This is a genomic window from Aeromonas sp. 84A (assembly GCF_051919345.1).
GTDB classification, from domain to species: domain Bacteria; phylum Pseudomonadota; class Gammaproteobacteria; order Enterobacterales; family Aeromonadaceae; genus Aeromonas; species Aeromonas veronii.
On sequence record NZ_JBQBEW010000001.1, the window covers coordinates 3916814 to 3943278 of the forward strand.

Sequence of the window (26465 nt, forward strand, 5' to 3'; positions counted from 1 at the left end):
AGGGAGGCTTTCGCCTCCCTCTTCAAACACGCTGATATTCAGGCAACAGAATTAGTTACTCTTCATCCAGATGTCCATGTCGGTTTTCAGGTTGTCGGACTTGGTACCGAAGATGGCTTGAACGCCGGAACCAGCCACTACCACACCGGCAGCACCCAGTTTCTTCAGACCAGCCTGGTCAACCTTGGCCACATCTTTCACACCAACACGCAGACGGGTGATGCAGGCATCCAGAGAAGCGATGTTCTCTTTACCACCGAAGGCGGCAACCAGAGCAGCAGACATTTCGTCTTTGCCTTGGCCAACGGCCTCTTCAGCAGTCTCGTCTTCACGACCCGGGGTTTTCAGGTTCATGGCACGGATAACGAAGCTGAATACCACGTAGTAGATGGCCGCGTAAACCAGACCCAGACCAACCAGCAGCAGCATGTTGTCGGCACGCGGTGATTGCACCACGAAGTCGATGAAGCCGTTGGAGAAGGTGTGACCGTGTACGATACCCAGAGAGTTGGTCAGCACATAAGCCAGACCAGCCAGTACAGCGTGGATTGCGTACAGAACCGGAGCGATGAACAGGAAGGAGAATTCAATCGGCTCGGTGATACCGGTCAGGAAAGAGGTCAGGGCAGCAGAGGCCATGATACCAACGATCTTGGCGCGGTTTTCCGGCTTGGCAGCGTGAGCGATGGCGAACGCAGCAGCAGGCAGACCGAACATTTTGAACAGGTAGCCACCAGCCAGCTGACCGAAGCCGTTACCGGCAGCGCGGGACGCGTCATCAGCAGTCAGGAAGCAGGTCATGATACCGTGAACAGTTTCACCGGCACCGTTGACGCAGGTACCAGCCTGATAGAAGAACGGTACGTTCCAGATGTGGTGCAGACCGAACGGGATCAGGGAGCGCTCAACCACGCCGTAGATACCGAAGGCCAGTACCGGGTTCTGGTTGGCAGCCCAGTCAGAGAAGGCACCGATGGCGCCACCCACTGGCGGCCAAATCACGGACAGGATCACACCCAGACCGATGGAGAGGAAACCGGTGATGATGGGTACGGCACGTTTGCCCGCGAAGAAGCCCAAGTACTCTGGCAGCTGGATCTTGTAGAAACGGTTGAACGCCCAGGCAGCGATACCACCGGCCAGGATACCACCCAGCACGCCGGTTTCGATGGTTTCAACACCCATCACAGGTGCCATGACCTTCAGGGTTGCGACCATGATGCCGTAGCCAACGATGGCTGACAGACCGGATACACCGTCGTTATTGGTAAAGCCCAGAGCAACACCCACTGCGAACAGCAGGGCCATCTGGCCAAATACAGAACCACCGGCTTGCTCCATCAATTGGGAGACAATTTCCGGCATCCAGCTGAAGTGGGCAGCACCCACCCCCAGCAGAATACCTGCGACTGGCAAGACTGATACTGGCAGCATCAGCGCCTTACCAACCTTTTGCAGATTAGAGAAAGCATTTTTGAACATTGTGTGCGCTCCTGAATGGATTGTCGTCCCTGAACGATCTATCTGGATGAAATAAGCACTGATTCATTCAGATATCTTCGAGTCGGGCTTGTTTATTTTGACCATCAGAATATAACCCAGCGGGTCATAAATTGCTGCTTTCGAAGGCGGGGGAATATTGAATTTGGAGGGAAGATCACAACTTGTTTAGCGGCTAAAAAACGCGTCTAATATAAGTTAATAATCCGCACTATCACTCTATTACAAAGACATATAAATAGCAGTTTCACTTTGTATTTTAATAATGCCGTTTACATCAAACGGCAACCAATTGTAACTCAATGTAACGGCGTGGTTTTTATTTATTACAGTCTACCGATTAAAAAGGCCTCCAACAAGGGAGGCCTCAATAAATATATCTGACCAGCAAAGGGGCGTATTATTCTATTTTTGCGAGCGCTTGACCGCATCAATAAACACGCTTTTTGCCTTGGTTGAACCAGCACGCTCGGCCTCGTTCACCAGCTTCATCGCCTTGTCGATATCCCCCGCCTTGACAGCTTTTTCGATCTGGCTCTGATAGAAGGCTTCTGTTTCACTCAGCATAGCAGGAGCAGGTTTGGCTGCGACCGCAGCTGTTGCAGTTGTGGTAACCGCTGCGGTAGTCGCTATCGCGGCAACCTGCTGACCCTGGCTCATAGCCACCTTGTCGGCATATTCTGGTTTGAATACCGCTTCAAGACCACTTCCACGGGCCATATCTTTGACTTTGATCTGCACCAAGCCCCACGGGGAGTGCGGGATCACCGGATCCTTGATATCAGGCTCAACGGTACCATTAGCGCGAGCAAATGCTTTTGATGGATGCAGGATCGTTGTGCTGCCTGAGAGCTTATCCGCGGGCGCATAAACGATCATGTATGTTTCGCTGGCCGGGTTGCCAGGTATGCTGCGGTCAACAAAAACACGTCCTTCGATACGGTCGTTATCGAGCAAGTGAGCAGGCTGATAGCTGAATACTGACTCACCCAGGACCCGAGTCACCTTGAACTCGGCATCCAGCATAATGACCTTGGGCACCATCACGGTTTTACTCACCTGTGATGCCAGGCTGATCGCCAGATTGCCGGTGTTGGTCGGCAGGCGATAAGCAGCAAAGTAACTCATCCCCTCATCAAACTGAAAAGTGGGTTGCTTGCCATCAATGGCCAGCAAGGTCTCACCTTCAGGCAAGGGGGCATAACTGAAATCTTTAAACGCCACACAGCAGCTTGAGGCTTTGGCCAACGCTTGCTTGGCTTGATCTGCATCGCTCAAGATCGAGCCATGTTCTTGCAGAGGAACAACCATGTTTCCGGCACAACCGGTTAATAGCGCAGTGATTACGGCTGCAATAGACATCTTTACCCGTTTCATTTTTCTTATCTCCATAATCCGGTGGCCGTGATCCGGCGAAACAAAACTGCCCCCATAAGGGGGCAGTCACTAACTTAACTTAAACTTTTGCTTACCACCAAGCTTCTGCTTGAACACCAAACTGGTAGGTGTCTTTGGAGGTATTGCCTTCGAAGACTTTCTTGTCTTCGTCGTTAGCCAGATAGGAGGCGAACACACGGATTTCCGGACGGGCCCAGAAGCTGGAACCGGCAGACCAGGCTTGTGCCAGAGTCAGCTTGTAGCCAGCATCTTTGTCTTCACTGCCATTGGTAGACTTATTGTTGTCCTTGAAGTAGCCGCCTTCAAAGATGGTCTTGTTGAAGTCATCCCACTTGTACATCGGGCGGATAACAGCGGACATGGTTTCGTACTTGTCGTTGCCATCCCACATTTCGTTGCCTACACCGTAAACCAGCTGGTGACCCATCTCCCAGGAGTTGCCCATCGGAACAACGCCCCAGTTGATGATACGGAAACCATCAGCACCGTCTTTGGCTTCAGCGCCGTACCAGGAACCATCGCCATAGAAAGCCATAGTCTTGGAGTAACCTTCGGTACCGTATTGCAGCACGGTTTTGTTGAAACCACCGAGGATGCCTGCGGTCAGTTCAGCAGTCAGCATAACGCCATCTTGCGGATCTTTCTTCAGTGCTTTCTGATCATTGGTTTCATTTACCAGAGCGTAATCCACGCCCAGTTCCAGAGAGGCATCGGTCCACAGCGGGATGCCGGCATAACGCAGATCCAGAGTATTTACGTTCAGATCTTCGTTCTTCACGTAGTTTGGAGCTGCACTGGTTCCGGTATTGGTGTACTCGCCGAACACGTCTTTTGCGCTACGGTCGTTACGTACCCATGCGAAAGAGACTTTACCCGGACCAGCCTGGATGCCTTCGATACCAGCACCAGCACCGGAGATGTTCCAGTAGTAGAAGTCGGAGATGTGGATGTCATGGCGTTGATAGTAACGCTTACCAGCCCACAGGGTTGCTTCAGGAGCAAAGTTCAGCAAGCCTTTGGCTTGTACGTTGAACTGACGCAGAGCGAAGTCAGAATCACCATTGCACTGTTTGGCATCGAAGTTACAAACAGTACCGGTACCTTCCCAGTCGTTTGAACCGTTGGAAGCCATGGCAAACATGGAATCAACATAGAAAGTCTTGCCATCTTTGTTGAATACTTCCTGACCCAGTTGCACTTCACCGTAGGTATCATTTTCGTTACCCAGACGGCCAACTTTATTGACGTTGTATTTAACCATGTCGCCGTCGCCGGAAACACCGACACCGGAACGGAAGTAACCGTGGAAATCTACGGCAAAGGCGGCTTGGGAAGCCAGGGCGGCAGTAACAGCTGCTGCAATCGGGAGCCACTTCATTTTCATTGTCATATTCCTTATTTCCCGCAGTGAGGAGTGTGATCCTGAATATTCAACTTCTTATCACCATGTAATCCTGTTGGTGATAACCGAGGTTGATTATAGGGAGCGTATTTCACGACAAATATGAAGCGACTCACAAAATGGCGACAAATCGCTCGGCAAACGATCGCCACAACACAAGCAGGTAAAAAACCGACAAAAAAGGCAATGTATGACCAACAAAACAACAAAACAAGCAATTAAAGCAAACCTGAAAGCGTTACCAGCAATTAATTCGCGACTGAACCAAAGTCGTTATTTTACGATCGAATGACAAAAACATGACTGAGATCGCTTTCAAGATTGAACTTTTATTTGGACGACGGGTCTGCGGTGCGTTTGAAACCATTACGCCGATGGAATGCCAAAAGGGGAAAATATCCCTCCGCCACTATCGACAATAAGCGTGGGAAATAAGCTTGCTGAGTGAGATGACATTTGTGCAAATAACAATCCCCTGTCGGTTAAGGATCAGGGGATTGATATGGCTCTATTTCAGAGAATATTCAGGGCTGAATATCCCACTTTTTCAGCCAGGTGAGTGCCACCTGTTCGGGTTCATCGTGCACGGTGGCATCCAGCTCCAGCGGGGGGATCACTCGCGTGGCGCCCAGCTCTTGCAGCAACCCGTCCAGCCGACGGCCCGCGCCACAAAAATGGTCATAGCTGCTGTCCCCCATGGCAATCAGGGCATACCGCAGCCCCTTGAGCCAGGGCGCCTTGTCAGCCAGCTCGCTGGCAAAGGGCTGCAGATTGGGAGGAATGTCCCCCTGTCCTGTAGTGGCACTGACCAGCAATAAAAAACGGCCGGGGTCTATGTCCGCCAGCCGTGCTTCTTCGTGCAGAGAACAGTGATGCCCCTTGCGTTCCAGCTCATCTGCCAAGGTCTCGGCCACCAGCATGGCTGCGCCGTAGACAGTTCCTACCACGATATCGATCTGCGCCATTCTCCTCTCCCTGCTTGAGTCACTCTTTTGAACAACTCTATCAGCAAGCTGGCGTCAGATGCCACCGGTTCAGGGCTGAGGATCAGGCGCTTAGTAGTCGCTCTCGCTGGCGGGCCAGCCCAGCTCGGCAAACAGGCGCAGCACATCCTGACCGAGCGGCGCCTGGATCCGCATCGGCACCTTGAGCACAGGATGGGTAAAGCTCAGGGTGCGGGCCACCAGCAGCAGCCGTTCGCAGCCAAAGTGCTCGCGAAAGAAACGATTGTGGCGGCCATCCCCGTGGGTGGTATCCCCGACGATGGGGTGGAACAGGTGATCCATATGACGGCGCAGCTGATGCTTGCGGCCGGTCTTCGGGAACAATCTGACCAGACTGTAGCGACTGGTGGGGTGCTTCTTGGAGACCGCGTGGGGCAGCTCGACCTGATGCAGGCGCCGGAAGGTGGTGACGGCATCCTGCGCCGGACGATCCGGGTTGCTCATGGCATCGGCAATCTTGTCCAGCTGCTCCTTGAGGGGATAGTCGATCACCCCCTGCTCGGGCGCCCAGCCCCGCACTAGAGCCAGATATTCCTTGTGTACCTGACGTTGGGTGAAGGCTTCGGTGAGTGCGCGGGCAGTCACCGGATCGAGCGCAAACAGCAGCACGCCTGAGGTGGGACGGTCGAGGCGATGCACCGGATAGACATGGCGACCACCGATGAGATCCCGGGTCATCTGCATGGCAAAACGGGTCTCACCCTTGTCGAGCCAGCTGCGGTGCACCAGTAGACCAGACGGTTTGTTGACCGCCACCAGCCACTCATCCTGATAGAGCAGGGTCAGCTTCAAGTCACTCTCTTCTCGGGTTTGATCTGGCATCATTGTTCGATCACTTTGCCGGAAAGCAGCAGATCGAAGCGGGCGATCAGGCGCAGCAGCGCTTCTGCTTCGGCCAGATCCTCTTTGTAGACTTCGCTGGCCATGGGATAAAGTGAGACGCTGGTCGGCAGCGGCGCCTGCAACATCACCAGCTGCTCCATGCGCGGGATCAGCACGAACTGCAGCCACTGATCAAAGCTCAGGGTATCGACACAAAAAGGCAGGGTGCTTGCCAGGGCTTCGTCACCGGGATGGTCAGCTTGCCAGCGCTCAAGGCGCTGCAACTCGGCGGTGAGTTCCCCCAACAGGCCAGCTACCAGCAAATATTGATTCATCTCGCTCTCTTCCTCATAACCACAAATTGATCCGCTGACCCGACAGGGTCAGCCAGGATGCAAATAAATTCGGTCGCACAGCACCGGCGGTTCAGCCGGGTCATCGACATACACGGCAGCCAGCGCGGCCTGCCGCCGTTAAAAAAGGGCGATACTATACACCTCCCCCCGCATGGCTGCCATGTTGATATCTGCCGCAACGCGCGTCTGCTGCCACTGGCTATCCTCGGCAAGGGCCTTATAATCGGCCCGCATCACCATTAGCCGGATCTCACCATGTCTGCGACGCCTACTGCCATCAATACCTTGACCGAATTTCTGACTCAGGCTGGCACCCAGTTCCAGCTGTTTGACATGGGCCGCCAGGTGCGGCCACTGGCAAGCGATACTTTTGTGCGCATCGAACAGCAGCAAGAGCCCTATCCCTGGCCGCTGCAACAGCACGCTTGGCTGGGTGTGCACTTCTTCCAGCCGAGCGAGTCTCGCCACTACCTCTGGTTCCTCAAGTTTGCCCTCGATGAGCGCGGCCTGCTGATGTCAAATGGCCCCAAGCTGTTCATGGATCAGGTGGTGGAGACCCTGGGCTACAAGCTCACCGGCGATCTGGATGAAGAGAAAGCCCAGCGCTTGGCCGACAATCCCTACACCTTCCGCCCGGCGGAGGCCAAGATGGCCAGTCTGCATGCCAAGCTGGCGCGACAACTGGAGCAGGCCCCTTCTGCCTATTACGATGCCCTCTGCCACTATCTGGCCGCCCCCAACGACACCGGTTGGCAGACGCTGGGGCTGCAGGGCTTTGCCGACCTTGCGGAGCGGCTGCATGATGAGCGCAATCTGGCGCTGATCTGCAAGGCGCTGCCCAAACTGCCGCAAGAGCCGCTCTATGCCCTCTGCCAGAGCCTTGAAAACGCCCCGCTGCCGCCAGCAGTACAAGGCGCCCTGCTCGAGCGGATCGGCAAGGAGCAGGAGTGCGCCGCCCCCAACCCGGAGACCCTGGCCTACCTCTGCCGCGCCATGGCCTCCTGCCCCGGCAGCACTTTGCGCACCAACAAGCTGCTGACCCTGCTGCAAACCCAGCCGAGCCCTGCGCTGCTGCTCGCCATCGCCGGCCGGCTCTGGCCCGATCTGAAAGATGCCAATCTGCTCAGCCACTATCTGGAACAACTGGCACTGCAACCGACCCAGTTCTTCAATCAGGTTTTTGCCGAGTTGGTCACTTTACCGGCCCTGCGCAATGATATGCTGGCCAGACTGCGTGACCCCGAGCGCAGCGATGCGCTGGGCAAGGCCATCGGCCGTCTGTTCGCCTCGGCCTGACCCCTCGCCTCACCCTCACGCCACGAGGCAACACGGCGGGAAATAGAAAAGGAGATCGGGAGTACCGAGCAGGACTCCCGGTTATCGACATCACGATAAGGAAGCCCGCCTATGGGAGAGATGCTCGGAATTTTGTTGCTGATTGCGATTGCCGGCCTGTTCTGGCTGCAACGCCAACAGGCAGAAGTGGCCTGGCAATACATGCGCCGCTACTGCCAGCACCATGACCTGCAACTGCTGTCACTGGCTCGCCATCGGCGGGAGCTGGCACATAATCCCCTGCGGCTGCTGACCCACTATCAGTTTGAATTCTCCAGCGATGGCGAGAGCCACTATCAGGGCACCCTCAAGATGCAGGGGCTGCACGTCGTCGGCGTTGATCTGCCCCCCCATCGCATCCCCTCTGCCTGATCTCCAATCTCGTCTCTGCGCCCGATGGCTGTGCCTGTCTATAATCTCAGGGATTAAACAAAGGGAGAGACGAGATGGAACCCCTTGTCCACGATCTGCCAGCCCTGTTTGCCCAGCTCGGAATGGCCAACGACGAGCTGAGCCTGCACCGCTTTGTGCACGACCATCACCTCGACAATGAAACCCTGTTGCCGGAGGCCGGTTTCTGGAACGCCGCCCAGGCCAGCTTTCTGCGCGATGCCCTGTGGAACGACTCCGACTGGTGTGAAGCGATCGACCAGCTCGATGTGATGCTGCGCCAGCCCCGCTAAGCCGCCCGCCCCTTTCCTCCCCTGCCGGCTTTGGTTAAGATCCCGCCCCGATATCGATCCCTCCTTCTCACCCAGAGCATGCTTATGTCCGCCCACGAGATCATCCGAATTGCCAACGAGCTGGCCGCCAAGGGCCTGACGCCCACCACCGCCATGATCAAGGCCCGCCTCACCCAGCCCGTGCCGATGGCCGAGCTGCTGAAAGTGCTGAGCCAGTGGAAGCAGCAGCCCGTCACGGCCGCCGAGAGCGAGATCCAGCAAGAGGCAGCCCCTCAGCCAGCACCGGAGCTCACCCTGCAGCAACTCGCCAAACAGCTCGCGCGCATCGAACAGAAGGTGGATCGCCTGACCGACCTGCTCCTCCAGCAGGGGCAAGGCTGAACCATGTATATCGTCGAACTCTGCTTTGAGTGTTACCGCGATACCTCCCTTGGCGAAGCCGAGCGGGCCATCGTCAACTACCTCGACATGTTGCGTTATCAGGGTCAGATCCTCGGGCGGGAGTTCCCCACCAGCATGCACGACGGCTATTTCGTCAGTCGGGTGGTCTGCCCGGAGCAGGATAGTTTGCATCCGGACAACCAGAGCGATCAGGTCAAGCTGGCCGAACAGCAGCTCAATCAGGCCGGGCTGCTGGCGCCCAAACTCCATTTGCAAGGGGCGGATCTGCTCTCCGACAGCACCGACCCTTGTGGCACACAGGGCGAGCGGCCGAGCTGGATGATGCTCTACACCAGCTTCCTACACACCTGCTCGCCGCTGCGCTGTGGCGACCACTTCGCCCCCATTCCACTCTACCAACTGCCCGCAGTCGCCAACGGCGATCAGAAGCAGATCATCAAGTGGCAGGAGGATTGGGAGGCGTGCGATCAGTTGCAGATGAACGGCTCCATCGCCGAACATGCGGCGCTGCACGAAATCGGCGAAGTGGGCAGCCGCCTCTACCGGCGCGGCAGCGATCTGGCCAAACGGCTGGAAGTGCTGAGCGGCATCCCCACCTACTACTACCTCTATCGGGTGGGCGGGCTGAGCGCCGCCGAGGAGAAGGCGCGCCCCTGTCCCAGCTGTGGCGGTCAGTGGGCGCTGGCAGCGCCACTGCACGAGATCTTCGACTTCAAGTGCGACAGCTGCCGTCTGGTCTCCAACCTCTCCTGGGATTTCAAGGATTAAGCGCGTTCCCTGTACGCGATGCCATAAAAAAGAGCCTTGCCGCATGGCAAGGCTCTTTTCGTTCCGATGGGTAACCTTGGCTCGAGCAGGTGCTATTGCGGCAACGTCTCAAGCCGTTCCAGAAACGCCGGTAAGGAGGGCGCCAACGTCAGACGGCGGCCGGAATCGAGCCACTCCAGCCACACCTGACCACTCTCGTTATCCAGCGAGATGAGCGTCATCTCGTTGCGGGTGGTGGCAATAAAGATGGAGGGGGTTCGTTTTAGCTTGCGCAACATCAGCAGGTGGCCGATGAGGTTCTCCTTGAGCAGGTCGAGATCCGCGTCGTTCCACGGCAGGATCAGTTCAAGGCGCAGCCCCTTGAAAAGGCAGGGGATGGGGCGGCTGAACCAGTGCCCGAACAGGGCGATAGCGCTGGGATGAATTATCAGCTCGAGGGCATCGGCCATGGCCGTAAAATCGGCGGGCTCGGAGCGCTGGTGAGGGCGCCAGGCCACCCGACCATCGGCGGGCTCACCAAGCTGGCAGGGGGAACGCCAGTCCGCCTCCCACTCGCACAGGGGCAGGCCTCGTCTGGCCTCGCCATCCCGTTGCCAGCGGGCAAAAAAGTGCTCCAGGGCAGACAAAACTTGATCCGACATCGAAAATCCCCACAATTGCTGGCAAAGTCCGCTATTGCACCACCAAACCCGGTAACAGACAAGGTTGCCAGCCGACCTTGCGACCCGGGAAACAGAACACGGGATACAGAGAGGCCGACGCCCAAGCCAAACGGCTGCAACCATCCGGCCCTGCAATGGCCCGTTTCATTCAACTCATCATGAGCACATTACGTGAGCAACCCTGTGAGCAAACAAGATAGATACGCCGGGGCCAGCGCCCTGACCGGCCTGAGCCTGGGCCAGCAATCCGATTACATCAGCCAGTACTCCCCCTCCCTGCTGCAGCCGGTTCCACGTAGCCTGAACCGGGATGATCTCAAGCTGGGCGATGATCTCCCCTTTAGCGGTTGCGATGTCTGGACCCTCTATGAGCTCTCCTGGCTCAACGCCAAGGGCAAGCCGATGGTGGCGGTGGGTGAAGTAGCCATTCCGGCCACCAGTGCGAACCTGATCGAATCCAAATCCTTCAAGCTCTACCTCAACTCCTTCAACCAGACCCGTTGCGACTCTATCGAGGCAGTCGCCGCCATGCTGACCAAGGATCTGAGCGCCTGTGCGGGTGAGATCGTCAAGGTGACCCTGTTCCCCCTCGACAAGGCGCCGCACCAGATTGCCCAGCTGCCCGGCGAGTGCATCGATGAGCAGGATATCGAGGTAGACAATTACGAGTTTGATGCGTCCCTGCTGCAAGGGGCAGCCGGTAGCGAGCTGGTCGAGGAGACCCTGCACAGCCACCTGCTCAAATCCAACTGTCTGGTCACCAGCCAACCGGACTGGGGCTCTGTGGTGATCCGCTACAAGGGGCCGAAACTCGATCGGGAGAAGCTGCTGCGCTATCTCATCTCGTTTCGCCAGCACAACGAATTCCACGAGCAGTGCATCGAGCGGATCTTTATCGACCTCAAGCACTATTGTCAGCCTGAGCAGTTGACCGTCTATGCCCGCTATACCCGCCGCGGCGGCCTCGACATCAACCCGTTCCGCTCCGATTTCGAAGCCGTGCCCGCCAACTTGCGTCTGATCCGCCAATAAAGTCGAGTTGCGACAGAGAGGGCAGTCGCACTGCCCTCCATGACTGGCAAAAAGGTTTCAATCGATGCTTTATGCAGCTGGAATAAGGGGGCTGGATAATAAAATCCAGACGAAACCCACTTGCCGGCCACCAGCAAACCACAGTAAACGCTGGACTCGCAGGGGGGGGCTTGGATAACATGCCAACACCTCTGCGCCGTCCTTAATCCAATGAATCAACTGTTTTTTCTGGCCATGATGATGTCCTCCCTGTCAGCTCCGAATCTGGATCTGGACAAGGAGCAACTCTCTATCGATCTGCAACAAGCGCAATCGATGGTACTGACCGATCCTGCCAGATGCGTCCAGATCACCACCGCCTTCCTGACGCGCGCAGCCAATAATCCCCAGCAAATCATCAGCAATCGCCAGGAGTTCGGTTATCGCGAACCCATCCTGAGCTACAGCACGGCGGCCCAGACCATAGGCGCCCACTTGCTCAAAGGGGAGTGTCTGCTGCAACTGGGCCAATATCAGGCCACCCAGCAAGCGCTCGACAAGGCGATGGCGCTGGCAGACAAAGAGCGGCAACCGGAACTCAAGGCCCACGGCCTCTATCTCAAGATACGCAGTCAGGCCCTCAAACCGGATAACCAGAGCACCAGCCGCGCCCTGATGGATCAACTGGACGAACAGCTGGCCGTCCCCACGCTCAAGCAGAGCCAGCTCCAGATTTATGGCCGCCTGCAACGCACCAGCTACGACATCGAGAACCAGCACTTCGATGATGCCAAGGCCCACTTGGCAGATGCGCGGATCTGGGCCGCCAAGACCCCCAATCCTCTCGCCAGTGCCTGGGTCAGCGCCATCAGCGGCGATCTTTATCGCGCGCTGCAGCAGCCGCAACTGGCGCTGGGGGAATATATCGATGCCCAGCAACAGACCAAAAGCCTCAATGACCCGCTCTTTCTCGGCCTGCTGTCGAACCAGATAGTCAAACTCTACCAGCAGGAGCAGGAGCCCCAGAAAGCGCTGCAGTATGCCAATGAGGCGGCCAACTACTTCCACTCCATCGGCAACCCCTCCCTGCTGTGCGACTCCCTGATGGTGCTGGCGCGACTCAACCGCGAGCAGGGCGACCTCAATATGGCGCTGGTCTACTTCTTCAATGCGCTGGATCTGCTCGATGAAGGGAGCAACCGACCGCAGGCCTCCCTGCTCAAATACGAAATCGGCAAGACCTACCTGCAAAGCGGCAACCTCTCGCTGGCCAGCAACTACCTCAATGCGGCCCGTCAGTCCCATGAGCTGGGCGATGCCAAAGAGCCGCTGATCGATACCCTGTTGCTGCTCGGCGAGCTCTATCTGAAGAAGCAGGAGGCCGCCATCGCCATTCTGCAGTTGGAGAACGCCCGTGCGCTGGCCAATCAGCTCGGCGATACCCGCCGTCAGTACGAGGTATTCCGCCTGTTGTCGCTGGCCTATGAGCAGAAGGGGTATCTGCGTCAGGCTCTCGACAGCTACAAGCGCTTCCACCGTCTTGGCGAAGAGGTGCGCCAGCAGGAGCAAGCCATGGAGCAGGCGGCGATCCGAGACAACTATGTTCAGGTCGAGCGGGTACAACATATCAAGGAGCTGGAGCAGCGGCTTAACAACAGCCAACATCAGCAGGAGCGCTATCTCTGGTCGAGCATCACCACCAGCCTGCTGCTGGCGCTCTTTATCTACCTCTTCTTCACCCTCTGGCTCAAGCTGCGAACTGCCCGCCTGCAACTGAAACGGACCAATGAGGCCCTGCTGATCGAGCCACGCTCGGGGCTGGCCAACTGGCAGCGGCTGATGAACCGCTGGCCGCGGGAGATGGCAAAGCGCCAGCTGAAATCGGATCGCTGGTACCTCAGTGAACAACCCTCCAGCGAGTTCGATGACAAGCTGCACTATCTGCTGTTCCGTGTGCCTTTCCTGGTCAACACGCTGGAGCGCCACGGCTATCAGGCCAGCAGAGAAATCGAGCAGGCCTTTGGTGCCTATATGGACACCCTGACCCCGCAAGATGGCCGTATCTATGACTTGCGTGAAGGACACATGCTCTATGTGGTGCCACAACGCCACGTCACCAACCTGCATCAACTGGCGGGAGACCTGCTGACCGCCATCGCCGCCTTCCCTTGCAACTATCCGCTGGATCGCCAGATCAGCCTCGGGATTGTCAGTCACCCCTTCCTGCCGAAGGCGGCGACCGCGCTCGATCACAATGGCCTGTTTGACCTCTGCTATCTCGCCCTGTCGGGAGCCATTCAGCTCAGTGAAAAATGCCAGCAAAACGCCTGGTTGGAGCTCGCGGCGATCGATTGCCAACAAGCAGCATTTTTTAATGGAGATGTGTGGCAATGCGGCCTGATGGCAATTGACAAGGGACTAGTAAAAGTCAATTCTTCTCATGAAAAGCAATGGGTTAATTGGCCCAGCCTTGCAAGGAAGCCGGCAGCCGATAACCACCAGGAAATAATGTAGATAACAGGCGAGGATCGAAACCAGGTTCGACCACTGTTGCTATCCAACACCAAAAACAATAATGACAACAGGGCGACCTGATAATGAATGACATCGCTGCCGTAGCAGGACAATTGGCAAGACTCAGGGAATCCCTTCAGCAGAAACAGCTGGAACTCGACGGCGTGCTGTCGTTTTCCGATGCAGAGCGTGCTCGCGGCATCCAGTTTATCAACAAGTTGATGCTCTCCTGCCGTGGCTTCGACCGCGAGCTGGACAATCGCTTCGCCAAGCTCAAGCAGAAACTGGATAACAATCCCGCATTTACCTCGCTGGACGCCGACCTGCTGGCCATTGAAAAACTGCTGCAGCAGCACAGCAATGCGCTGGAAGAGTCGATCACCCTGACCCAGACCGCCATCGAGCTTGGTTCCAAACAGCTGAAAACCATCAAGGGCTTCCCGGAAGAGACCCGCAAGTCCCTCAAGGAATTTCTGGCAAGTCCGGTCGGTTACGGCATTGCCGATCACCAGAAGAAGGTGATCAAGCTGCTGGAGTTCTACCAGCAGGCGATCAAGATCCAGCTGCTGCCAAGCCAGCCCCTATTGACACCGTCAAGTGCAACTCAACAAGAAAGCGATACTGCCAGCAACGATGGCCAGCCCGATGTAGACCCGTTTGATCTAAAGGATCACGCTCGCATCGCCGATGAGCTGCAGCGGCTTATCACCGAACTCGACTTTGCCGGCGCCATCGGCGAGAGCCTGAGCGACATTCGCCGCCAGCTGCTGATCGGGATCAACCCTGCCCTGCTGGCGGAAACCTGCCTGCAGGTGATCGAGCTCATCATCGAAGGCACCCGTGAGGAGCGTAAAGCCTCCCGCGCCTTTCTCAGCTCCCTCAACGAGAGCCTGTCCGCGGTACATGTCGGCTTTACCGAATCCCTCGATGAGGGGCGTGCGCTGCAAAACGAAACCCGCGAGACCCGTGAGGCGCTGGTCAACGAGTTGCAGGCGATCGATCACTCCCTGGCCAGCCATAACTCCATCGATGCGCTCAAGCGCGCCATCTCCGGCCATATGGGCGCCATCAACCTGCTGCTTCAAGAACGGGAAAGTACCGCAGCACGGGAACGTCACCTGCTTACCCGCCTCTCCACCATGGAGTCCAAGCTGCGCTTGATGAAGGAGGAGACCGCCGAGTACAAGAAGCGGCTGACCATTCAAAAACACAAGCTGTTCCTAGACAGCCTGACCCAGGTACACAATCGGGCCGCCCTCGATGAACGGCTGGAGCAGGAGTACAAACGTTGGCTTCGTTACCGCACTCCGCTCTGCATGGCGATCATCGACATCGATCACTTCAAGAACATCAATGACAACTACGGCCATATGGCGGGTGACAAGGCGTTGAAAGTGGTCGCCAAAGCGCTGCAGAGCGCGCTGCGTGACACAGATTTCATCGCCCGTTTTGGTGGGGAAGAGTTCGTGGTGTTGCTGCCCAACATCAACCCGGACAAGTTCCAGAAGCCGCTGGAGACACTGCGCCAGACCATCAAGAGCATCCCGTTCCGTTTTCGCGATGCCAAGGTGGAGATCACCATCTCCATCGGCGCAACCCTGTTCAAGGATGGGGACAACCCGTCAGATGTGTTTGAACGGGCAGACAAGGCGCTCTACCACTCCAAGCACACCGGTCGGGATCAAGTGACACTGGCCTGACAAGCGGCTAAAAAAACAGCGAACAGTCGTCGCCCTATTTCCCTCCACCCTCTGTTACCACTACTATCGATCTCAGGGGATGCAACATAGCGTCCCCTTTTCTCCCCAGGGAAAAACACAACGATAACAAGTGAGTAAAGGGGAACCTATGATTACGCACATCAATCCCGTCGGCAGCATGGATTTGCTGTCACAGCTCGAGGTGGATCGCCTCAAGCAGACTGCCTCCAGCGATATCTATCAACTGTTTCGCAACTGCTCGCTGGCAGTGCTCAATTCAGGTAGCCATACCGACAGCTCCAAGGAGATCCTGGAGCGCTTCAAATCGTTCGATATTCATGTGATCCGGCGCGAGCGCGGGGTCAAGCTGGAACTGTTCAATGCCCCCGAGCACGCCTTTGTCGATGGCGAGATCATTCGCGGCATTCAGGAGCACCTCTTCTCGGTGCTGCGCGACATTCTCTATGTCTCCAATCAGCTCGAGTCCAACCGCCAGGTCAATCTGACCAACTCCACTCACATCTCCAACGTGGTGTTCGCCATTCTGCGCAACGCCAAGGTGATCCTGCCCGGCGCCGATCCCAACCTGATCGTCTGCTGGGGTGGCCACTCCATCAACGAGATCGAATACCAGTACACCCGTGCCGTGGGTAGCGAGCTGGGCTTGCGTGAGCTGAACATCTGTACCGGCTGTGGCCCTGGCGCCATGGAGGGCCCGATGAAGGGAGCCGCCGTCGGCCATGCCAAACAGCGGGTGCGCAACGGGCGCTACATCGGCCTGACCGAGCCCTCCATCATCGCGGCCGAACCGCCCAACCCCATCGTCAACGAGCTGGTGATCCTGCCGGATATCGAGAAACGGCTGGAAGCCTTCGTACGCCTCGGCCACGGCATCATCATCTTCCCGGGGGGGGTCGGCACCGCCGAAGAGCTGCTCTATCTGCTCGGCATCATGATGCATCCGGCCAACGAGCGGCAGCCGATGCCCATCATCCTGACCGGCCCGAAAGAGAGTGCCGACTACTTCCGTGCCATCGACGACTTCATCAAGGCGACCCTCGGTGAACCGGCGACCAAGCTCTACCGGATCATTGTCGGCGATGCGCCGGAAGTAGCCCGGGTGATGAAGGAGGCGATGCCAAAAATCCGCGAATACCGCAAATCGGTCGGCGATGCCTACTCCTTCAACTGGTCCCTCAAGATTGAACCGGAGTTCCAGCTCCCCTTCGAGCCGGATCACGCCAGCATGGCCAGTCTGGATCTGCACCGCAACCAGCCCCCCCAGCTGCTGGCGGCCAACCTGCGTCGTGCCTTCTCCGGCATCGTCGCCGGCAACGTCAAGGAAGGGGGCATTCGCGCCATCGAGAAGAAAGGCCCCTTCAAGTTGCACGGCGACAAGGAGCTGATGCACCTGATGGACAAACTGCTGGAGAGCTTCGTCAAGCAGCAGCGGATGAAGCTGCCGGGCAGCCAATATGTGCCCTGCTACGAAATCGTCCGCTAGGGTACAGATACATCATCGACAGAGGGGCGCATCGGCGCCCCTCTTTATTGGCGCTATGCCTTCCCGACCGCCATCAATCCCCCATAAGGCGAGTGGTTTGTTACAATGGGGCGTCCCGACCGCCAAGAGTGCCCCATGTCAACTATCCGGCCACACCTGCTCATCATCGATGCCCTCAACCTCATTCGCCGTCTGCACGCGGTACAGGCCCAGCAGGCACTGACCCCTGCCCAGGCGCTGGTTGCCACCCGCGCCAACCTTATCAATACCTGCCGCAAGCTGCTGGCCAATAGCGAGCCAACCCATGTCATTGCGATCTTTGACGGAGAGAGCGATGGCGAGGTGCATAGCTGGCGCAAAGAGGTCTATCCGGCCTACAAGGAGGGGCGAACTCCCATGCCCCCCGAACTGCGTGAAGGGCTGGCGACCCTGCAGGATGCCTTTTGGGAGTGCGGGGTCGATGCCCTGCTCTCCGAGACCGATGAAGCAGATGACCTTATCGCCACTCTCGCCTGCGGCATCGCCAGCCATGGCCATCAGGCGACCATCATCTCCACCGACAAGGGCTTCTGCCAACTGATCTGCCAGCAGATCCGGGTGCGCGACTACTTCAACAAGCGCTGGCTGGATGCGGCCTTCGTCCAGCAGCAATATGGGGTAGCCCCTGCTCAGCTGGTCGACTTCTGGGCCCTGACCGGTATCAGCGGTTCCAATATCAAGGGGGTTCCGGGGATCGGCCCCAAGACCGCCACCCAGCTGTTGCAGCAATATGGCAATCTGGCAGCCATGCTCGAAGCCTGTCAGCAAGAGGATGCCGCCAAGCCCCTGATCAAGCTGCGCCAACATCAGGATGAGGCCCTGCTGGCCCAGCGGCTGGTACGCTTGCAGCAGGATATTCCGCTGGGATTCAACCTGCGGGACATTCGCTACCCGCCCCAGCCAGACTAAAGTGCCGAACAAAAATGCAGGCAAGGGCGTGAACCATGACGAGACTCACCCTCGCTGTTGATAAAAGTGAGTAGAATGTAAAGGAATGTGGTTGGTTTGCTGAGTAAATGCTATAAAGCAGCCCCATCCTCCCCTATACCCTGGAAGTGGAACCCTCTCATGTCCAAAAGAAAAATTACAGTGATCCCCGGCGACGGCATCGGCCCCAGCATCATTGAATCAGCCATCCAGATCCTGACCCATGCGGGCTGTGACTTTGAGTACGAATACGCTGATGCGGGTCTGGTTGCCCTCGAGAAGCATGGCGAGTTGCTGCCCCAGGCTACCCTGGATCTGATTGAGAAGAACAAGGTGAGCCTGAAAGGGCCATTGACCACGCCGGTCGGCGGCGGTTTTACCTCCATCAACGTCTCCCTGCGCAAGAAGTTCAACCTCTACGCCAACGTGCGTCCGGTCATCTCCTTCAAGGGCACCAGAAGCCGTTACGACAACATCGACATCATCACAGTGCGTGAAAACACCGAAGGGATGTACTCGGGTGCAGGTCAGAAGCGCAGTGATGACAACAAGAGTGCCGAGGCGATGAGCATCATCACCCGCGAAGGGGCCGAGCGCATCGTCAAGTTCGCCTTCGAGCTGGCTCGTCAGGAAGGGCGCAAGAAGGTCACCATCATCCACAAGGCGAACATCCTCAAGTCGACCTCCGGCCTGTTCCTCGAAGTAGCCCGTGAAATCGCCAGCCACTACCCGGATATCCAGAGCGAAGAGATGATCGTCGATGCCGCCTGCATGAACCTGGTGATGTACCCGGAGCGTTTCGATGTCATGGTCACCACCAACCTGTTCGGCGACATCCTCTCGGATCTTTGCGCCGGTCTGGTTGGCGGCCTTGGCATGGCGCCCGGCGCCAACATCGGCGATGGCGCGGCCATCTTCGAAGCGGTCCACGGCTCTGCCCCCGACATTGCAGGCAAGAACATTGCCAACCCGACCTCGGTGATCCTCGCCTCCATCCAGATGCTGGAGTACCTCGGCATGCAGGATAAAGCAGAGCGGATACGCGAAGCAGTACGAGCCACCATCGAATCCGGTGATCGGGTCACTCGCGATCTGGGTGGAACGGCTTCCACCAGCGAATTCACCCAAGCTATCATCGATCGCCTGTGAGTTAATTCATTGATTTTAAAAGGGAGCTTCGGCTCCCTTTTTTATATTTCCGAATCCTTTTCCACTCCCTAAACAGCAACTATGTTCAATAGAGAAAAAGAACAGGGAGTGTTTTTCATGAAGGGATACGGGTGCTATCTGGTGTCGGGCCTGATGCTAGTGTGTGGTACTGCCAGTGCTTTCGAGCAGGATCAACAGACCCAAACCGCCAAACTGCCACAGCAGGAAAAACGGACTGCCACCGAGGTATGGCGCTCGAGCCTGAATACCAACGACCTGCTAAAAGCGCCCAAACCCCTGTCGTTTGGTATTGAAGTCTCCACCGACAACTTTGGTAATCAAAAGATCACCTCCTACCCGCAGCTCAATCTGACCCCGGAAAAGAGCGTCAGTCTGTCGGTTGAACGCTTCAGACCCAAGGTCAAGTTCAAGGCTGGCGGAATGAACACCGCCCTCAGGCTGAGAGGAGACGGGATAAAGATGCAATTCAATCCGGTCGACAAAACCATCCCGCTGCAGATAGAGATCAAGGTGACCGACGACGAATCCTCCCTGCGCCTCGATTACCGTTTCTGATATTTTCCGGCAGCCGAATAGCAAAAGGCCGACAGGTTTCCCTGTCGGCCTTGGTATTTATCGTACGGGCAGAACTGCTACATCACGCCTTGGGCTCGAGTTTGGAGACCCAGTACTTGTTGTAAACATGCACGGTAATCTCTTCTCGATCGTGATAGAGCTGCTTGGCCTGGATCACGAACGCATTGTCGATCTCCTTGAGCATCTCGCGCAATACCTCGATATTGTGCACCGACTCGGCATAACGCTTCTTCATCGGCAGCTTGAGGTTGAACATCGCCTCCTGGCAGTCGCCCTCACGGAACCAGTCCGCAATCATGTGAACGACCCGAGCCGGTTTATCGACCATGTCGCACACCAGCCAGTAGGTGTTCTTCTTGCTCGGACGCCAGACGAAACCGTCATCCCGGATATGCTTGACCTGACCGGTATCCATCAGGGATTGGGCCATCATGCCGTTGTCAACCGCCGTCACCATCATGCCACGACGCACCAGCTGATAGGTCCAGCCACCCGGGCAGGCGCCCAGATCGACCGCCTTCATGCCTGAGCAGAGACGCACATCCCACTCTTCCCGCGGCACGAACACGTAAAACGCCTCCTCCAGCTTGAGGCTGGAGCGGCTCGGTGCATCGGCCGGGAAGCGCAGGCGCGGGATCCCCATGTGGAATCCGGAGTTGTTGAACGAGTAGGAGTAACCCAGCAACACATGATCATTGGCCATGAAGAAGGCGTGGAACACCGGACGGTTTGGCGTCTCCTTCTTGGTCAGGATCTCGTTGCTGCGCAGCGCCTGACGAAGCGGCACGGTGAACTTGCGGCAGAAGGCCGACAGCTCTTTCGCTTCGTTGGTATCCGCGGTTTCGACCCGCAGATCGCCGCAAATGGTGTAGTCACTCACCGCCTCAAGGATCGGGGAGATCCTGTCCGCGACATCCAGATCCTTCAGCTCATGGGTGACCACCAGCATCTGGCGGATGAAGATGAGCTCCCGGAACGGCAGCTTGCGAGCCAGCAGGTCCGCCTGCTCCTCGTCATACAGTTCGAAGATCACATAACCGCTGTCGTCCTTGACCCGGGCGAAACCGTAGCACTGCATGTTACCGGCACGCTCGGTGATCTCTGCAGCCGCCTCTTTCTCAAAACCGGGGCGGCAATAAAGCAGCAGATTATTCATTTTTTCCTCCAAGACGACAGCCGGCCCAGATCAGGGCCGCCCATCCCAACATAAAACAGAGGCCACCGGCCGGGGTAATCAACCCCAGCCCCTTGCTGCCAAGCAGCACCATGGCGTAAATACTGCCGGAGAATCCGATTATCCCCAGCACAAAAGCGGTGCCAGCCAGGTGGATCACCCTGCTGCGCACACCACACCAGCCCAGAACCAGCAGGGTCAATGCGTGAAAAAACTGATATTGCACGGCGGTATTGAACGCCGCCAGACGCTCGGGCGTAATGCCGGTCGCCGCCAATCCATGGGCGCCATAAGCCCCCAGCATGGTGGCCGTCAACCCGAAGAGACCGGCCAGTATCAGCCAATGTCGATGGATCTGCATCCTCACTCTCCCTCTCTCATCGAGGCTGGCAATAAAGCCAACCCTCTCGTGCTATCCATGCCGAGCCACAAAATGGCTGATGGCCGCCGCTGCATGCTGCATATTCTCCTGCTCACTCACGCCACTGGCTTTACGCGGTTTGAAACCATGATCACCATCGGTCAACCAATGGACCGATACGGCGGGTGAGAAGGGGAAATCGGCCAGTTCGGCGCGACTACCGAAGGTATCGCGCTCCCCCTGCAACAGCAGGGTTGGCACTGCAATATGCTTGAGTACCTCGCCTCGCCAGCTGTCGGGCTTGGCCGGAGGGTGGAAAGGATACCCGAGAATGAGCAATCCTGCAGCATTCATCTCACCCTCGCCTTCACGATACAGTTCCGCCGCCATCCGCCCGCCCATCGACTTGCCCGCCAGAAACAGCCGTGGATGGGCAAACTCGCGGATCATGTCGCGCCAATGGGCGAGCAGCACAGGCGCCCTGTCCGGCGGGCGGCGTTTGCCATCCTGTGCACGCTTTGTCATGTAGGGAAAGTTGAAGCGCACCACTTCGATGTCGGGGCCAGCCAGCAGACGTGACAACTCGGTAAGAAAGGCATGATCCATCCCCGCGCCTGCCCCGTGGGCCAGCAAAATGCGAACGGGGGCATCAATTGCCCCCTCGCGGATCACCTCACGCATCGGCGAGCCTTGCCCTGCGACGCGCCTCTTCCTGCTCCACCAGCTCCAGCATCCAGTCGCGGAAGGCCACGATCTTGCCCTGATCCGACTGTTGTTCCTGGCACACCAGATAGAAGGCATTTTTGCTCACCAGCACCTGCTCGAACGGGCAGATAAGGCGGCCGGCCTCAATCTCGGGTTGTGCCAGCACGCTGTGGCCAAGCGCCACCCCCTGGCCGTGGATCGCCGCCTGGATCACCATGGTGGAGTGGCTGAAGATGGGCCCCTGATTGACGTTGGGTGCATCGATATCGAGCTGGCGGAACCAAGCCTTCCAGTCGCGGCGGGAGGTATCATGCAGCAGGGTATGAAGAGTCAAATCTTGCGGCGTACGCAGCGGTTTGGGCCCGGTCAGCAGCAAGGGGGAACAGACCGGAATCAGGTATTCGGTATGCAGCTTGTCCGAGCGCAGACCCGGCCAGTTTCCGCGCCCGTAGTAGATGGCGACATCCACATCGTCGGTGAGCGACCCTTCGTCGAGATCGACCGCCTTGATCCTCACGTCGATATCGGGGTGGCGCTCGCTGAACTTGACCAGCCGCGGCACCAGCCACTGGATGGCGAAACTCGGCTGCAAACTGACAGTCAACGCCCCCTTGGCACTGCGGGCCAGCAGCTTGTCGGTCGCCTCAGAGATGGAGGCAAAGATGTCCTTGATATCCAGGAAATAGCCCTGTCCCTCTTCGGTCAGCAACAAGGAGCGATTTTTGCGGCGGAACAGCTTGATGCCAAGATACTCCTCCAGCGCCTTGATCTGGTGACTGATGGCCGCCTGAGTCACAAACAACTCTTCTGCTGCGCGGGTAAAGCTTAAGTGACGAGCCGCTGCTTCAAAGGCCTTGAGGGCATTGAGCGGGGGTAAACGACGAGACATGACACCAGCCGACGATGAGTTTTTCTAATGGGGCGCATTATAATTTGTCGGTTGCGGGTCGACCAGTGAATAAACATAATTCGCCCAGCAATCAGTCGTCATATGGCTCACATTTTCTACTACGTGTTGGTTTACATGTGTTTTTAGTGAGTCTTTCGACTGCGATTGTGGTGTTGTGTTTCTTCCTCTGCGGGAAGAGGGGCTCAAATCTCACCGGTTTGACCCAGTCTGTCATCTGAATGTGTTTGGCGCCTCCAGCTGGATGGCGCCTTTTTTCATCCCTTCTATACCTTGAACTGCCCCACCAGCTGCTGCTGCTTGTCCGCCAGCGCAGAGAGCTCGCGACCATTTTCGGCGGAGGTCGCCGCCTCGGCCCGAATGGTGTGGCTCACATCGCGAATGTTGCTGACGTTGCGGTTGATCTCGTCCGCCACCCGGCTCTGCTCCTGTGCCGCCCGGGCAATCTGCTCGTTCATCTGATGGATGGTGGAGACCGACTGGATAATCTGCTCCAGCACCTGCACCGAGAGATCCACCTTGGCGAGCGTCTCGTCAGCCTGTCCATGACCATCGCGGATCGCCTTGACCACGGCGCCGGTACCGGATTGCAGTTGGCTGATCAGGGTCTGGATCTCGACGATGGCATTCTGGGTGCGACCGGCCAGATTGCGCACCTCATCGGCCACCACGGCAAAGCCACGGCCCTGCTCACCGGCACGCGCCGCTTCAATAGCCGCATTCAGCGCCAGCAAGTTGGTCTGCTCGGCAATTCCCTGGATCACGGTGAGAATATCGTTGATGTTGTCGCTGTTGGCGGAGAGTCGCTCCACCACCGGCTGGGCATCGTTGATGATGGTCATCAGCTTGCGCATCGCCTCCTGGGTGTCGGCAACGACATATTTGCCCTCTTGCGCCGCGGCATCAGTGGTGTTGGCGGCTGCCACCGCCGAGCCGGCATTACCGGAGACCTGCAACGCCGTGGCGCTCAGCTCTTCAAATGCCGTCGCCACCAGATCGATCTCCTGATACTGGGCCTGCATGCCACTGCTGGTGCGCTCGGCTACTTGCGCGGCTCGCTCGGCACTGTTACGCGTACCGGAGACGGTATCAATCACCTGACTGATGGTGGATTGCAACTTGTTGAGGAAGCTGTTGAACCACTTGGCCAGCTCGCCGATCTCGTCTTGCCGCTGGATCTCGATACGCTGGGTCAAATCCCCCTCGCCGCTGGCGATATCCTTGAGACGGGCAACTACGGCGCGGATGGGTGCCACAATCTGGCGCGCCATCAACCAGATAAAACTCAGGGCCACCAGCGAGATCAGCACTCCGATCGACAGCTGCGAGACCACGCTGCGATTGGCCTCACTGGCCAGCTCATCTTGCAGTTGCTGGGCCGAGGCCAGTACTACGGCCCGTGGCAATTCAATGTAGATACCCCATTTACGGTCGGTGCCACGCATGGATACCGGGACAAAGGTCTGCAACAGGGTGCCATCGCTGCTCCAACGAGTCAGCTCCTGACCCTGACTGAGCCAGCTTTTCAGCTCGCTGGCCAGCCCCTGATACTTCTGATCCAGCCCGCGCCCCATGGTCACATCGAACTCATCGGCTCCCGCCACGCGCCCTTCGTGACTGACCAGCAAGATTCTGCCCTTGCCCTCATAGAGCTCCTTGTCCATGGTGCTGACCAGACTCTGCAAGGTGGCCAGCGAGATATCGACCCCGACCATCCCCAGCAAGGTCTCCTGCTCCAGTAGCGGGACCGTCACCGAGGTCATCAATATCTGTTTATCGCCCACATCGTCCAGATAGGGCTCCAGCAGGCAGAGGGCACGGGTGCGAATACTGCAGCGATACCACTCGTTTTCGATGCCACCAGCCTCGGTCGGGCTTTCATCGGCCAGTACATCCTCATTCTGCACTTCCGGTTCTATCTTGCCGTTGTCATAGGCCCAGTAACTGGAAAAACGCCCCTTGTCGTTGGAACCCAGCGCCGTTGAGCCCTGATAGTTGCTGTCTTCCCCATCCAGCTGGTCAGGCTCGAACACCGCATAGACACCAAGCAGATTGGTCGATGAGGCAACGGCATCGTGCAGTTGCTGATTGACGGCGCTGCGCAGCGCCTCCGAATGGACAAAGTTCTCGGCCGCATTCTTGCGCTGGAACAACACGCTCTCCGCCAGCAAACTGGCGCGGAAATAGGCTTCATCGAGATAGCTGGTCACCTTGGCCGCCTGCTCCGAGCCCATCGCCTTCATCCAGTTCTCGGCAGACTGCTGCGCCTCGTGCATGGTGGCTTGCCGAACCTGCTGTTGCATCTTGTTCGCGTTGTAAATCGAAGAGGCAACCAGAGCGGCGGCTGTCACCAACAGACAGCAACCGGCGATCAGGGTAATCCGACCCTGGACAGAAAGAGCGCTCATGCCAATATTCCTACGTCATACAGATATGGATAGATTATCGACTTTATAAACAAAAACTTAACTCTCTCACAGCAAATCCAGCGAGAGTTGATTAACTTCACCCTCTTTTGGCAAACCCACCACCAAGCCCAGCAGGCGAACCGAACGCCCTTGCGCCCGCTGTAGCCCCTCTTTGAGCAGGGGAACGAACAAGGCTGGCTGATAGCCACCCTGACTGCGATAGACGGTGGTCTGGTGGAAATCGGAAAACTTGAGCTTAATCCCCTGCCCCATCACCTGCTCGGCAGGGCACGCCAGCTGAAATCGCCGCTCAAGCTCCGGCAGCAGTTGCTGCAATACCGTCAAACAGGCCTCTTCGTCACAGAGATCGCTCGCCAAGGTGGTCTCCACCCCGATGGTTTTGCGGATCCGGTGCGCCTGCACCGGCAGTTCATCCAGCCCCCAGATCCGGGTCGTCAACATCTCCCCCAGCTTGCCAAAACGACTGCACAGCTCTTGTGCCGACAAAGCCCGCGCATCCTCACAGGTGTAGAGCCCTTGCGCCTCCAGCCGCTCGGCGGTCTTGCGCCCCACCCCGGGCAGTTTGCCGAGGGGCAGCTGACAGACAAATTCGGCCACTTCGTCGGGACGAATGACAAACAGACCATCAGGCTTGCGCTGCTCCGAGGCGAGCTTGGCGAGAAACTTGTTGGGGGCCACTCCGGCCGAGGCAGTCAATCCCAGTTCGGTGACGATGGCTTGCCGGATCTCTTGCGCCATCAGGGTGGCGCTGCCGCCACAGCATCGGCTGTGGGTCACATCGAGGTAAGCCTCGTCCAGTGACAGCGGTTCAACCTGATCGGTATAACGGAGGAAAATTGCTCTGAGCTGACGAGAGATATCCTTGTACACCGCCATTCGCCCAGGGATCAGTACCAGCGGCGGGCAAAGTTTTTTCGCCAGGGCGCTCGGCATGGCGGAGCGCACACCGAATCGGCGCGCCACATAGTTGCAGGTCGAGATGACACCGCGCCGCTCGGAGGACCCACCGATGGCAAGCGGCACCTCCCGTAATGCCGGATTGTCCCGCATCTCCACCGCGGCAAAAAAGCAGTCCATGTCGATATGGATGATTTTGCGCATACCACTGTATAAATA

At 57.5% G+C, this 26465-nt stretch carries 25 protein-coding genes; 12 read left to right on the plus strand and 13 right to left on the minus strand.

Annotated elements, in window-relative coordinates:
* Positions 1-51 precede the first annotated feature (51 nt).
* From ptsG to ACTG20_RS17640, 6 genes are all read right to left on the minus strand, one after another.
* Positions 52-1482, minus strand: coding sequence for a PTS glucose transporter subunit IIBC (gene ptsG, locus ACTG20_RS17615; RefSeq protein ID WP_005338586.1), 1431 nt, complete (start codon positions 1480-1482; stop codon positions 52-54).
* Positions 1483-1905: 423 nt separating this feature from the next.
* Positions 1906-2877, minus strand: a complete 972-nt coding sequence (locus ACTG20_RS17620; protein ID WP_194496544.1) for a MalM family protein — start codon at positions 2875-2877, stop codon at positions 1906-1908.
* A gap of 91 nt (positions 2878-2968) precedes the next feature.
* Positions 2969-4282: a maltoporin gene (locus tag ACTG20_RS17625; protein ID WP_005349751.1), complete on the minus strand. Its 1314-nt coding sequence runs from the start codon at positions 4280-4282 to the stop codon at positions 2969-2971.
* A gap of 542 nt (positions 4283-4824) precedes the next feature.
* Entirely contained in the window at positions 4825-5265 is a 441-nt protein-coding gene (locus ACTG20_RS17630; protein WP_194496545.1) for a flavodoxin, read from the minus strand.
* A gap of 90 nt (positions 5266-5355) precedes the next feature.
* Positions 5356-6129 carry a tRNA pseudouridine(65) synthase TruC gene (gene truC, locus ACTG20_RS17635; protein WP_194496546.1) on the minus strand — a complete coding sequence of 258 codons (774 nt, stop codon included), beginning with the start codon at positions 6127-6129 and terminating at the stop codon, positions 5356-5358.
* Positions 6126-6461: a YqcC family protein gene (locus ACTG20_RS17640; RefSeq protein ID WP_005338596.1), complete on the minus strand. Its 336-nt coding sequence runs from the start codon at positions 6459-6461 to the stop codon at positions 6126-6128. The genes truC and ACTG20_RS17640 overlap by 4 nt, the downstream gene beginning before the upstream one ends.
* 276 nt (positions 6462-6737) lie before the next feature.
* Here ACTG20_RS17640 and ACTG20_RS17645 point away from each other — a divergent pair, with 276 nt between their 5' ends.
* From ACTG20_RS17645 to ACTG20_RS17665, 5 genes are all read left to right on the plus strand, one after another.
* Positions 6738-7778, plus strand: a complete 1041-nt coding sequence (locus ACTG20_RS17645) for a DUF3549 family protein (protein WP_040067970.1) — start codon at positions 6738-6740, stop codon at positions 7776-7778.
* 111 nt (positions 7779-7889) lie between these two features.
* A complete protein-coding gene (locus ACTG20_RS17650; RefSeq protein WP_005349738.1) occupies positions 7890-8189 on the plus strand; it encodes a DUF3301 domain-containing protein in 300 nt (99 codons plus the stop codon).
* A 74-nt stretch (positions 8190-8263) separates the two neighbouring features.
* Complete coding sequence (locus ACTG20_RS17655) at positions 8264-8500, plus strand: DUF2789 family protein (RefSeq protein ID WP_005338602.1); 237 nt, start codon at positions 8264-8266, stop codon at positions 8498-8500.
* A gap of 84 nt (positions 8501-8584) precedes the next feature.
* Positions 8585-8881, plus strand: a complete 297-nt coding sequence (locus ACTG20_RS17660) for a hypothetical protein (protein ID WP_194496547.1) — start codon at positions 8585-8587, stop codon at positions 8879-8881.
* Positions 8882-8884: 3 nt separating this feature from the next.
* Positions 8885-9670, plus strand: a complete 786-nt coding sequence (locus ACTG20_RS17665) for a Zn-ribbon-containing protein (RefSeq protein WP_194496548.1) — start codon at positions 8885-8887, stop codon at positions 9668-9670.
* A 92-nt stretch (positions 9671-9762) separates the two neighbouring features.
* Here ACTG20_RS17665 and syd read toward each other — a convergent pair whose 3' ends face one another.
* The gene (syd, locus tag ACTG20_RS17670; RefSeq protein WP_110303304.1) at positions 9763-10311 is read right to left on the minus strand and encodes a SecY-interacting protein; all 549 of its coding nucleotides are present in this window, start codon (positions 10309-10311) and stop codon (positions 9763-9765) included.
* A gap of 204 nt (positions 10312-10515) precedes the next feature.
* Here syd and queF point away from each other — a divergent pair, with 204 nt between their 5' ends.
* From queF to ACTG20_RS17705, 7 genes are all read left to right on the plus strand, one after another.
* Entirely contained in the window at positions 10516-11364 is an 849-nt protein-coding gene (queF, locus tag ACTG20_RS17675) for an NADPH-dependent 7-cyano-7-deazaguanine reductase QueF (protein WP_368173696.1), read from the plus strand.
* Between the two features lie 210 nt (positions 11365-11574).
* Positions 11575-13857 carry a tetratricopeptide repeat protein gene (locus tag ACTG20_RS17680; protein WP_439987854.1) on the plus strand — a complete coding sequence of 761 codons (2283 nt, stop codon included), beginning with the start codon at positions 11575-11577 and terminating at the stop codon, positions 13855-13857.
* A gap of 83 nt (positions 13858-13940) precedes the next feature.
* Positions 13941-15557: a GGDEF domain-containing protein gene (locus ACTG20_RS17685; RefSeq protein WP_194496551.1), complete on the plus strand. Its 1617-nt coding sequence runs from the start codon at positions 13941-13943 to the stop codon at positions 15555-15557.
* Between the two features lie 148 nt (positions 15558-15705).
* Complete coding sequence (gene ppnN, locus ACTG20_RS17690) at positions 15706-17061, plus strand: nucleotide 5'-monophosphate nucleosidase PpnN (protein WP_005338611.1); 1356 nt, start codon at positions 15706-15708, stop codon at positions 17059-17061.
* Between the two features lie 135 nt (positions 17062-17196).
* Entirely contained in the window at positions 17197-18009 is an 813-nt protein-coding gene (xni, locus tag ACTG20_RS17695; protein ID WP_194496552.1) for a flap endonuclease Xni, read from the plus strand.
* 159 nt (positions 18010-18168) lie between these two features.
* Positions 18169-19176, plus strand: coding sequence for an isocitrate dehydrogenase (locus tag ACTG20_RS17700; protein ID WP_005349723.1), 1008 nt, complete (start codon positions 18169-18171; stop codon positions 19174-19176).
* A 117-nt stretch (positions 19177-19293) separates the two neighbouring features.
* Entirely contained in the window at positions 19294-19752 is a 459-nt protein-coding gene (locus ACTG20_RS17705) for a hypothetical protein (RefSeq protein ID WP_005349721.1), read from the plus strand.
* An 82-nt stretch (positions 19753-19834) separates the two neighbouring features.
* Here the strand turns inward: ACTG20_RS17705 and rlmM are convergent, their stop codons facing one another.
* The 6 genes from rlmM to dinB form a co-directional block, all read right to left on the minus strand.
* Positions 19835-20929 carry a 23S rRNA (cytidine(2498)-2'-O)-methyltransferase RlmM gene (rlmM, locus tag ACTG20_RS17710; protein ID WP_005338617.1) on the minus strand — a complete coding sequence of 365 codons (1095 nt, stop codon included), beginning with the start codon at positions 20927-20929 and terminating at the stop codon, positions 19835-19837.
* Positions 20922-21308: a DUF423 domain-containing protein gene (locus ACTG20_RS17715; RefSeq protein ID WP_194496553.1), complete on the minus strand. Its 387-nt coding sequence runs from the start codon at positions 21306-21308 to the stop codon at positions 20922-20924. Before ACTG20_RS17715 ends, rlmM begins: the two co-directional genes overlap by 8 nt.
* A 51-nt stretch (positions 21309-21359) precedes the next feature.
* Positions 21360-21989 (minus strand): alpha/beta family hydrolase, encoded by a 630-nt coding sequence (locus ACTG20_RS17720; protein WP_194496554.1) that lies wholly within the window; start codon positions 21987-21989, stop codon positions 21360-21362.
* Positions 21982-22902, minus strand: coding sequence for a transcriptional regulator GcvA (locus tag ACTG20_RS17725; protein WP_005338622.1), 921 nt, complete (start codon positions 22900-22902; stop codon positions 21982-21984). Before ACTG20_RS17725 ends, ACTG20_RS17720 begins: the two co-directional genes overlap by 8 nt.
* 284 nt (positions 22903-23186) lie before the next feature.
* Positions 23187-25328 carry a methyl-accepting chemotaxis protein gene (locus ACTG20_RS17730; RefSeq protein ID WP_194496555.1) on the minus strand — a complete coding sequence of 714 codons (2142 nt, stop codon included), beginning with the start codon at positions 25326-25328 and terminating at the stop codon, positions 23187-23189.
* 66 nt (positions 25329-25394) lie between these two features.
* Positions 25395-26450 (minus strand): DNA polymerase IV, encoded by a 1056-nt coding sequence (gene dinB, locus ACTG20_RS17735; protein WP_194496766.1) that lies wholly within the window; start codon positions 26448-26450, stop codon positions 25395-25397.
* Between the last annotated feature and the right edge of the window lie 15 nt (positions 26451-26465).

Coding starts and splice junctions, on each gene's coding strand:
- ACTG20_RS17620 (WP_194496544.1), bottom strand. CDS start 2,877: ATGAAACGGGTAAAGATGTCTATTGCAGCCGTAATCACTGCGCTATTA.
- rlmM (WP_005338617.1), bottom strand. CDS start 20,929: ATGAATAATCTGCTGCTTTATTGCCGCCCCGGTTTTGAGAAAGAGGCG.
- ACTG20_RS17640 (WP_005338596.1), bottom strand. CDS start 6,461: ATGAATCAATATTTGCTGGTAGCTGGCCTGTTGGGGGAACTCACCGCC.
- ACTG20_RS17650 (WP_005349738.1), top strand. CDS start 7,890: ATGGGAGAGATGCTCGGAATTTTGTTGCTGATTGCGATTGCCGGCCTG.
- ACTG20_RS17705 (WP_005349721.1), top strand. CDS start 19,294: ATGAAGGGATACGGGTGCTATCTGGTGTCGGGCCTGATGCTAGTGTGT.
- ACTG20_RS17665 (WP_194496548.1), top strand. CDS start 8,885: ATGTATATCGTCGAACTCTGCTTTGAGTGTTACCGCGATACCTCCCTT.
- ACTG20_RS17660 (WP_194496547.1), top strand. CDS start 8,585: ATGTCCGCCCACGAGATCATCCGAATTGCCAACGAGCTGGCCGCCAAG.
- ACTG20_RS17700 (WP_005349723.1), top strand. CDS start 18,169: ATGTCCAAAAGAAAAATTACAGTGATCCCCGGCGACGGCATCGGCCCC.
- ppnN (WP_005338611.1), top strand. CDS start 15,706: ATGATTACGCACATCAATCCCGTCGGCAGCATGGATTTGCTGTCACAG.
- truC (WP_194496546.1), bottom strand. CDS start 6,129: ATGATGCCAGATCAAACCCGAGAAGAGAGTGACTTGAAGCTGACCCTG.
- ACTG20_RS17645 (WP_040067970.1), top strand. CDS start 6,738: ATGTCTGCGACGCCTACTGCCATCAATACCTTGACCGAATTTCTGACT.
- ACTG20_RS17680 (WP_439987854.1), top strand. CDS start 11,575: ATGAATCAACTGTTTTTTCTGGCCATGATGATGTCCTCCCTGTCAGCT.
- ACTG20_RS17625 (WP_005349751.1), bottom strand. CDS start 4,282: ATGAAAATGAAGTGGCTCCCGATTGCAGCAGCTGTTACTGCCGCCCTG.
- ACTG20_RS17655 (WP_005338602.1), top strand. CDS start 8,264: ATGGAACCCCTTGTCCACGATCTGCCAGCCCTGTTTGCCCAGCTCGGA.
- ACTG20_RS17720 (WP_194496554.1), bottom strand. CDS start 21,989: ATGCGTGAGGTGATCCGCGAGGGGGCAATTGATGCCCCCGTTCGCATT.
- ACTG20_RS17630 (WP_194496545.1), bottom strand. CDS start 5,265: ATGGCGCAGATCGATATCGTGGTAGGAACTGTCTACGGCGCAGCCATG.
- ptsG (WP_005338586.1), bottom strand. CDS start 1,482: ATGTTCAAAAATGCTTTCTCTAATCTGCAAAAGGTTGGTAAGGCGCTG.
- syd (WP_110303304.1), bottom strand. CDS start 10,311: ATGTCGGATCAAGTTTTGTCTGCCCTGGAGCACTTTTTTGCCCGCTGG.
- ACTG20_RS17715 (WP_194496553.1), bottom strand. CDS start 21,308: ATGCAGATCCATCGACATTGGCTGATACTGGCCGGTCTCTTCGGGTTG.
- ACTG20_RS17730 (WP_194496555.1), bottom strand. CDS start 25,328: ATGAGCGCTCTTTCTGTCCAGGGTCGGATTACCCTGATCGCCGGTTGC.
- ACTG20_RS17685 (WP_194496551.1), top strand. CDS start 13,941: ATGAATGACATCGCTGCCGTAGCAGGACAATTGGCAAGACTCAGGGAA.
- dinB (WP_194496766.1), bottom strand. CDS start 26,450: ATGCGCAAAATCATCCATATCGACATGGACTGCTTTTTTGCCGCGGTG.
- xni (WP_194496552.1), top strand. CDS start 17,197: ATGTCAACTATCCGGCCACACCTGCTCATCATCGATGCCCTCAACCTC.
- ACTG20_RS17725 (WP_005338622.1), bottom strand. CDS start 22,902: ATGTCTCGTCGTTTACCCCCGCTCAATGCCCTCAAGGCCTTTGAAGCA.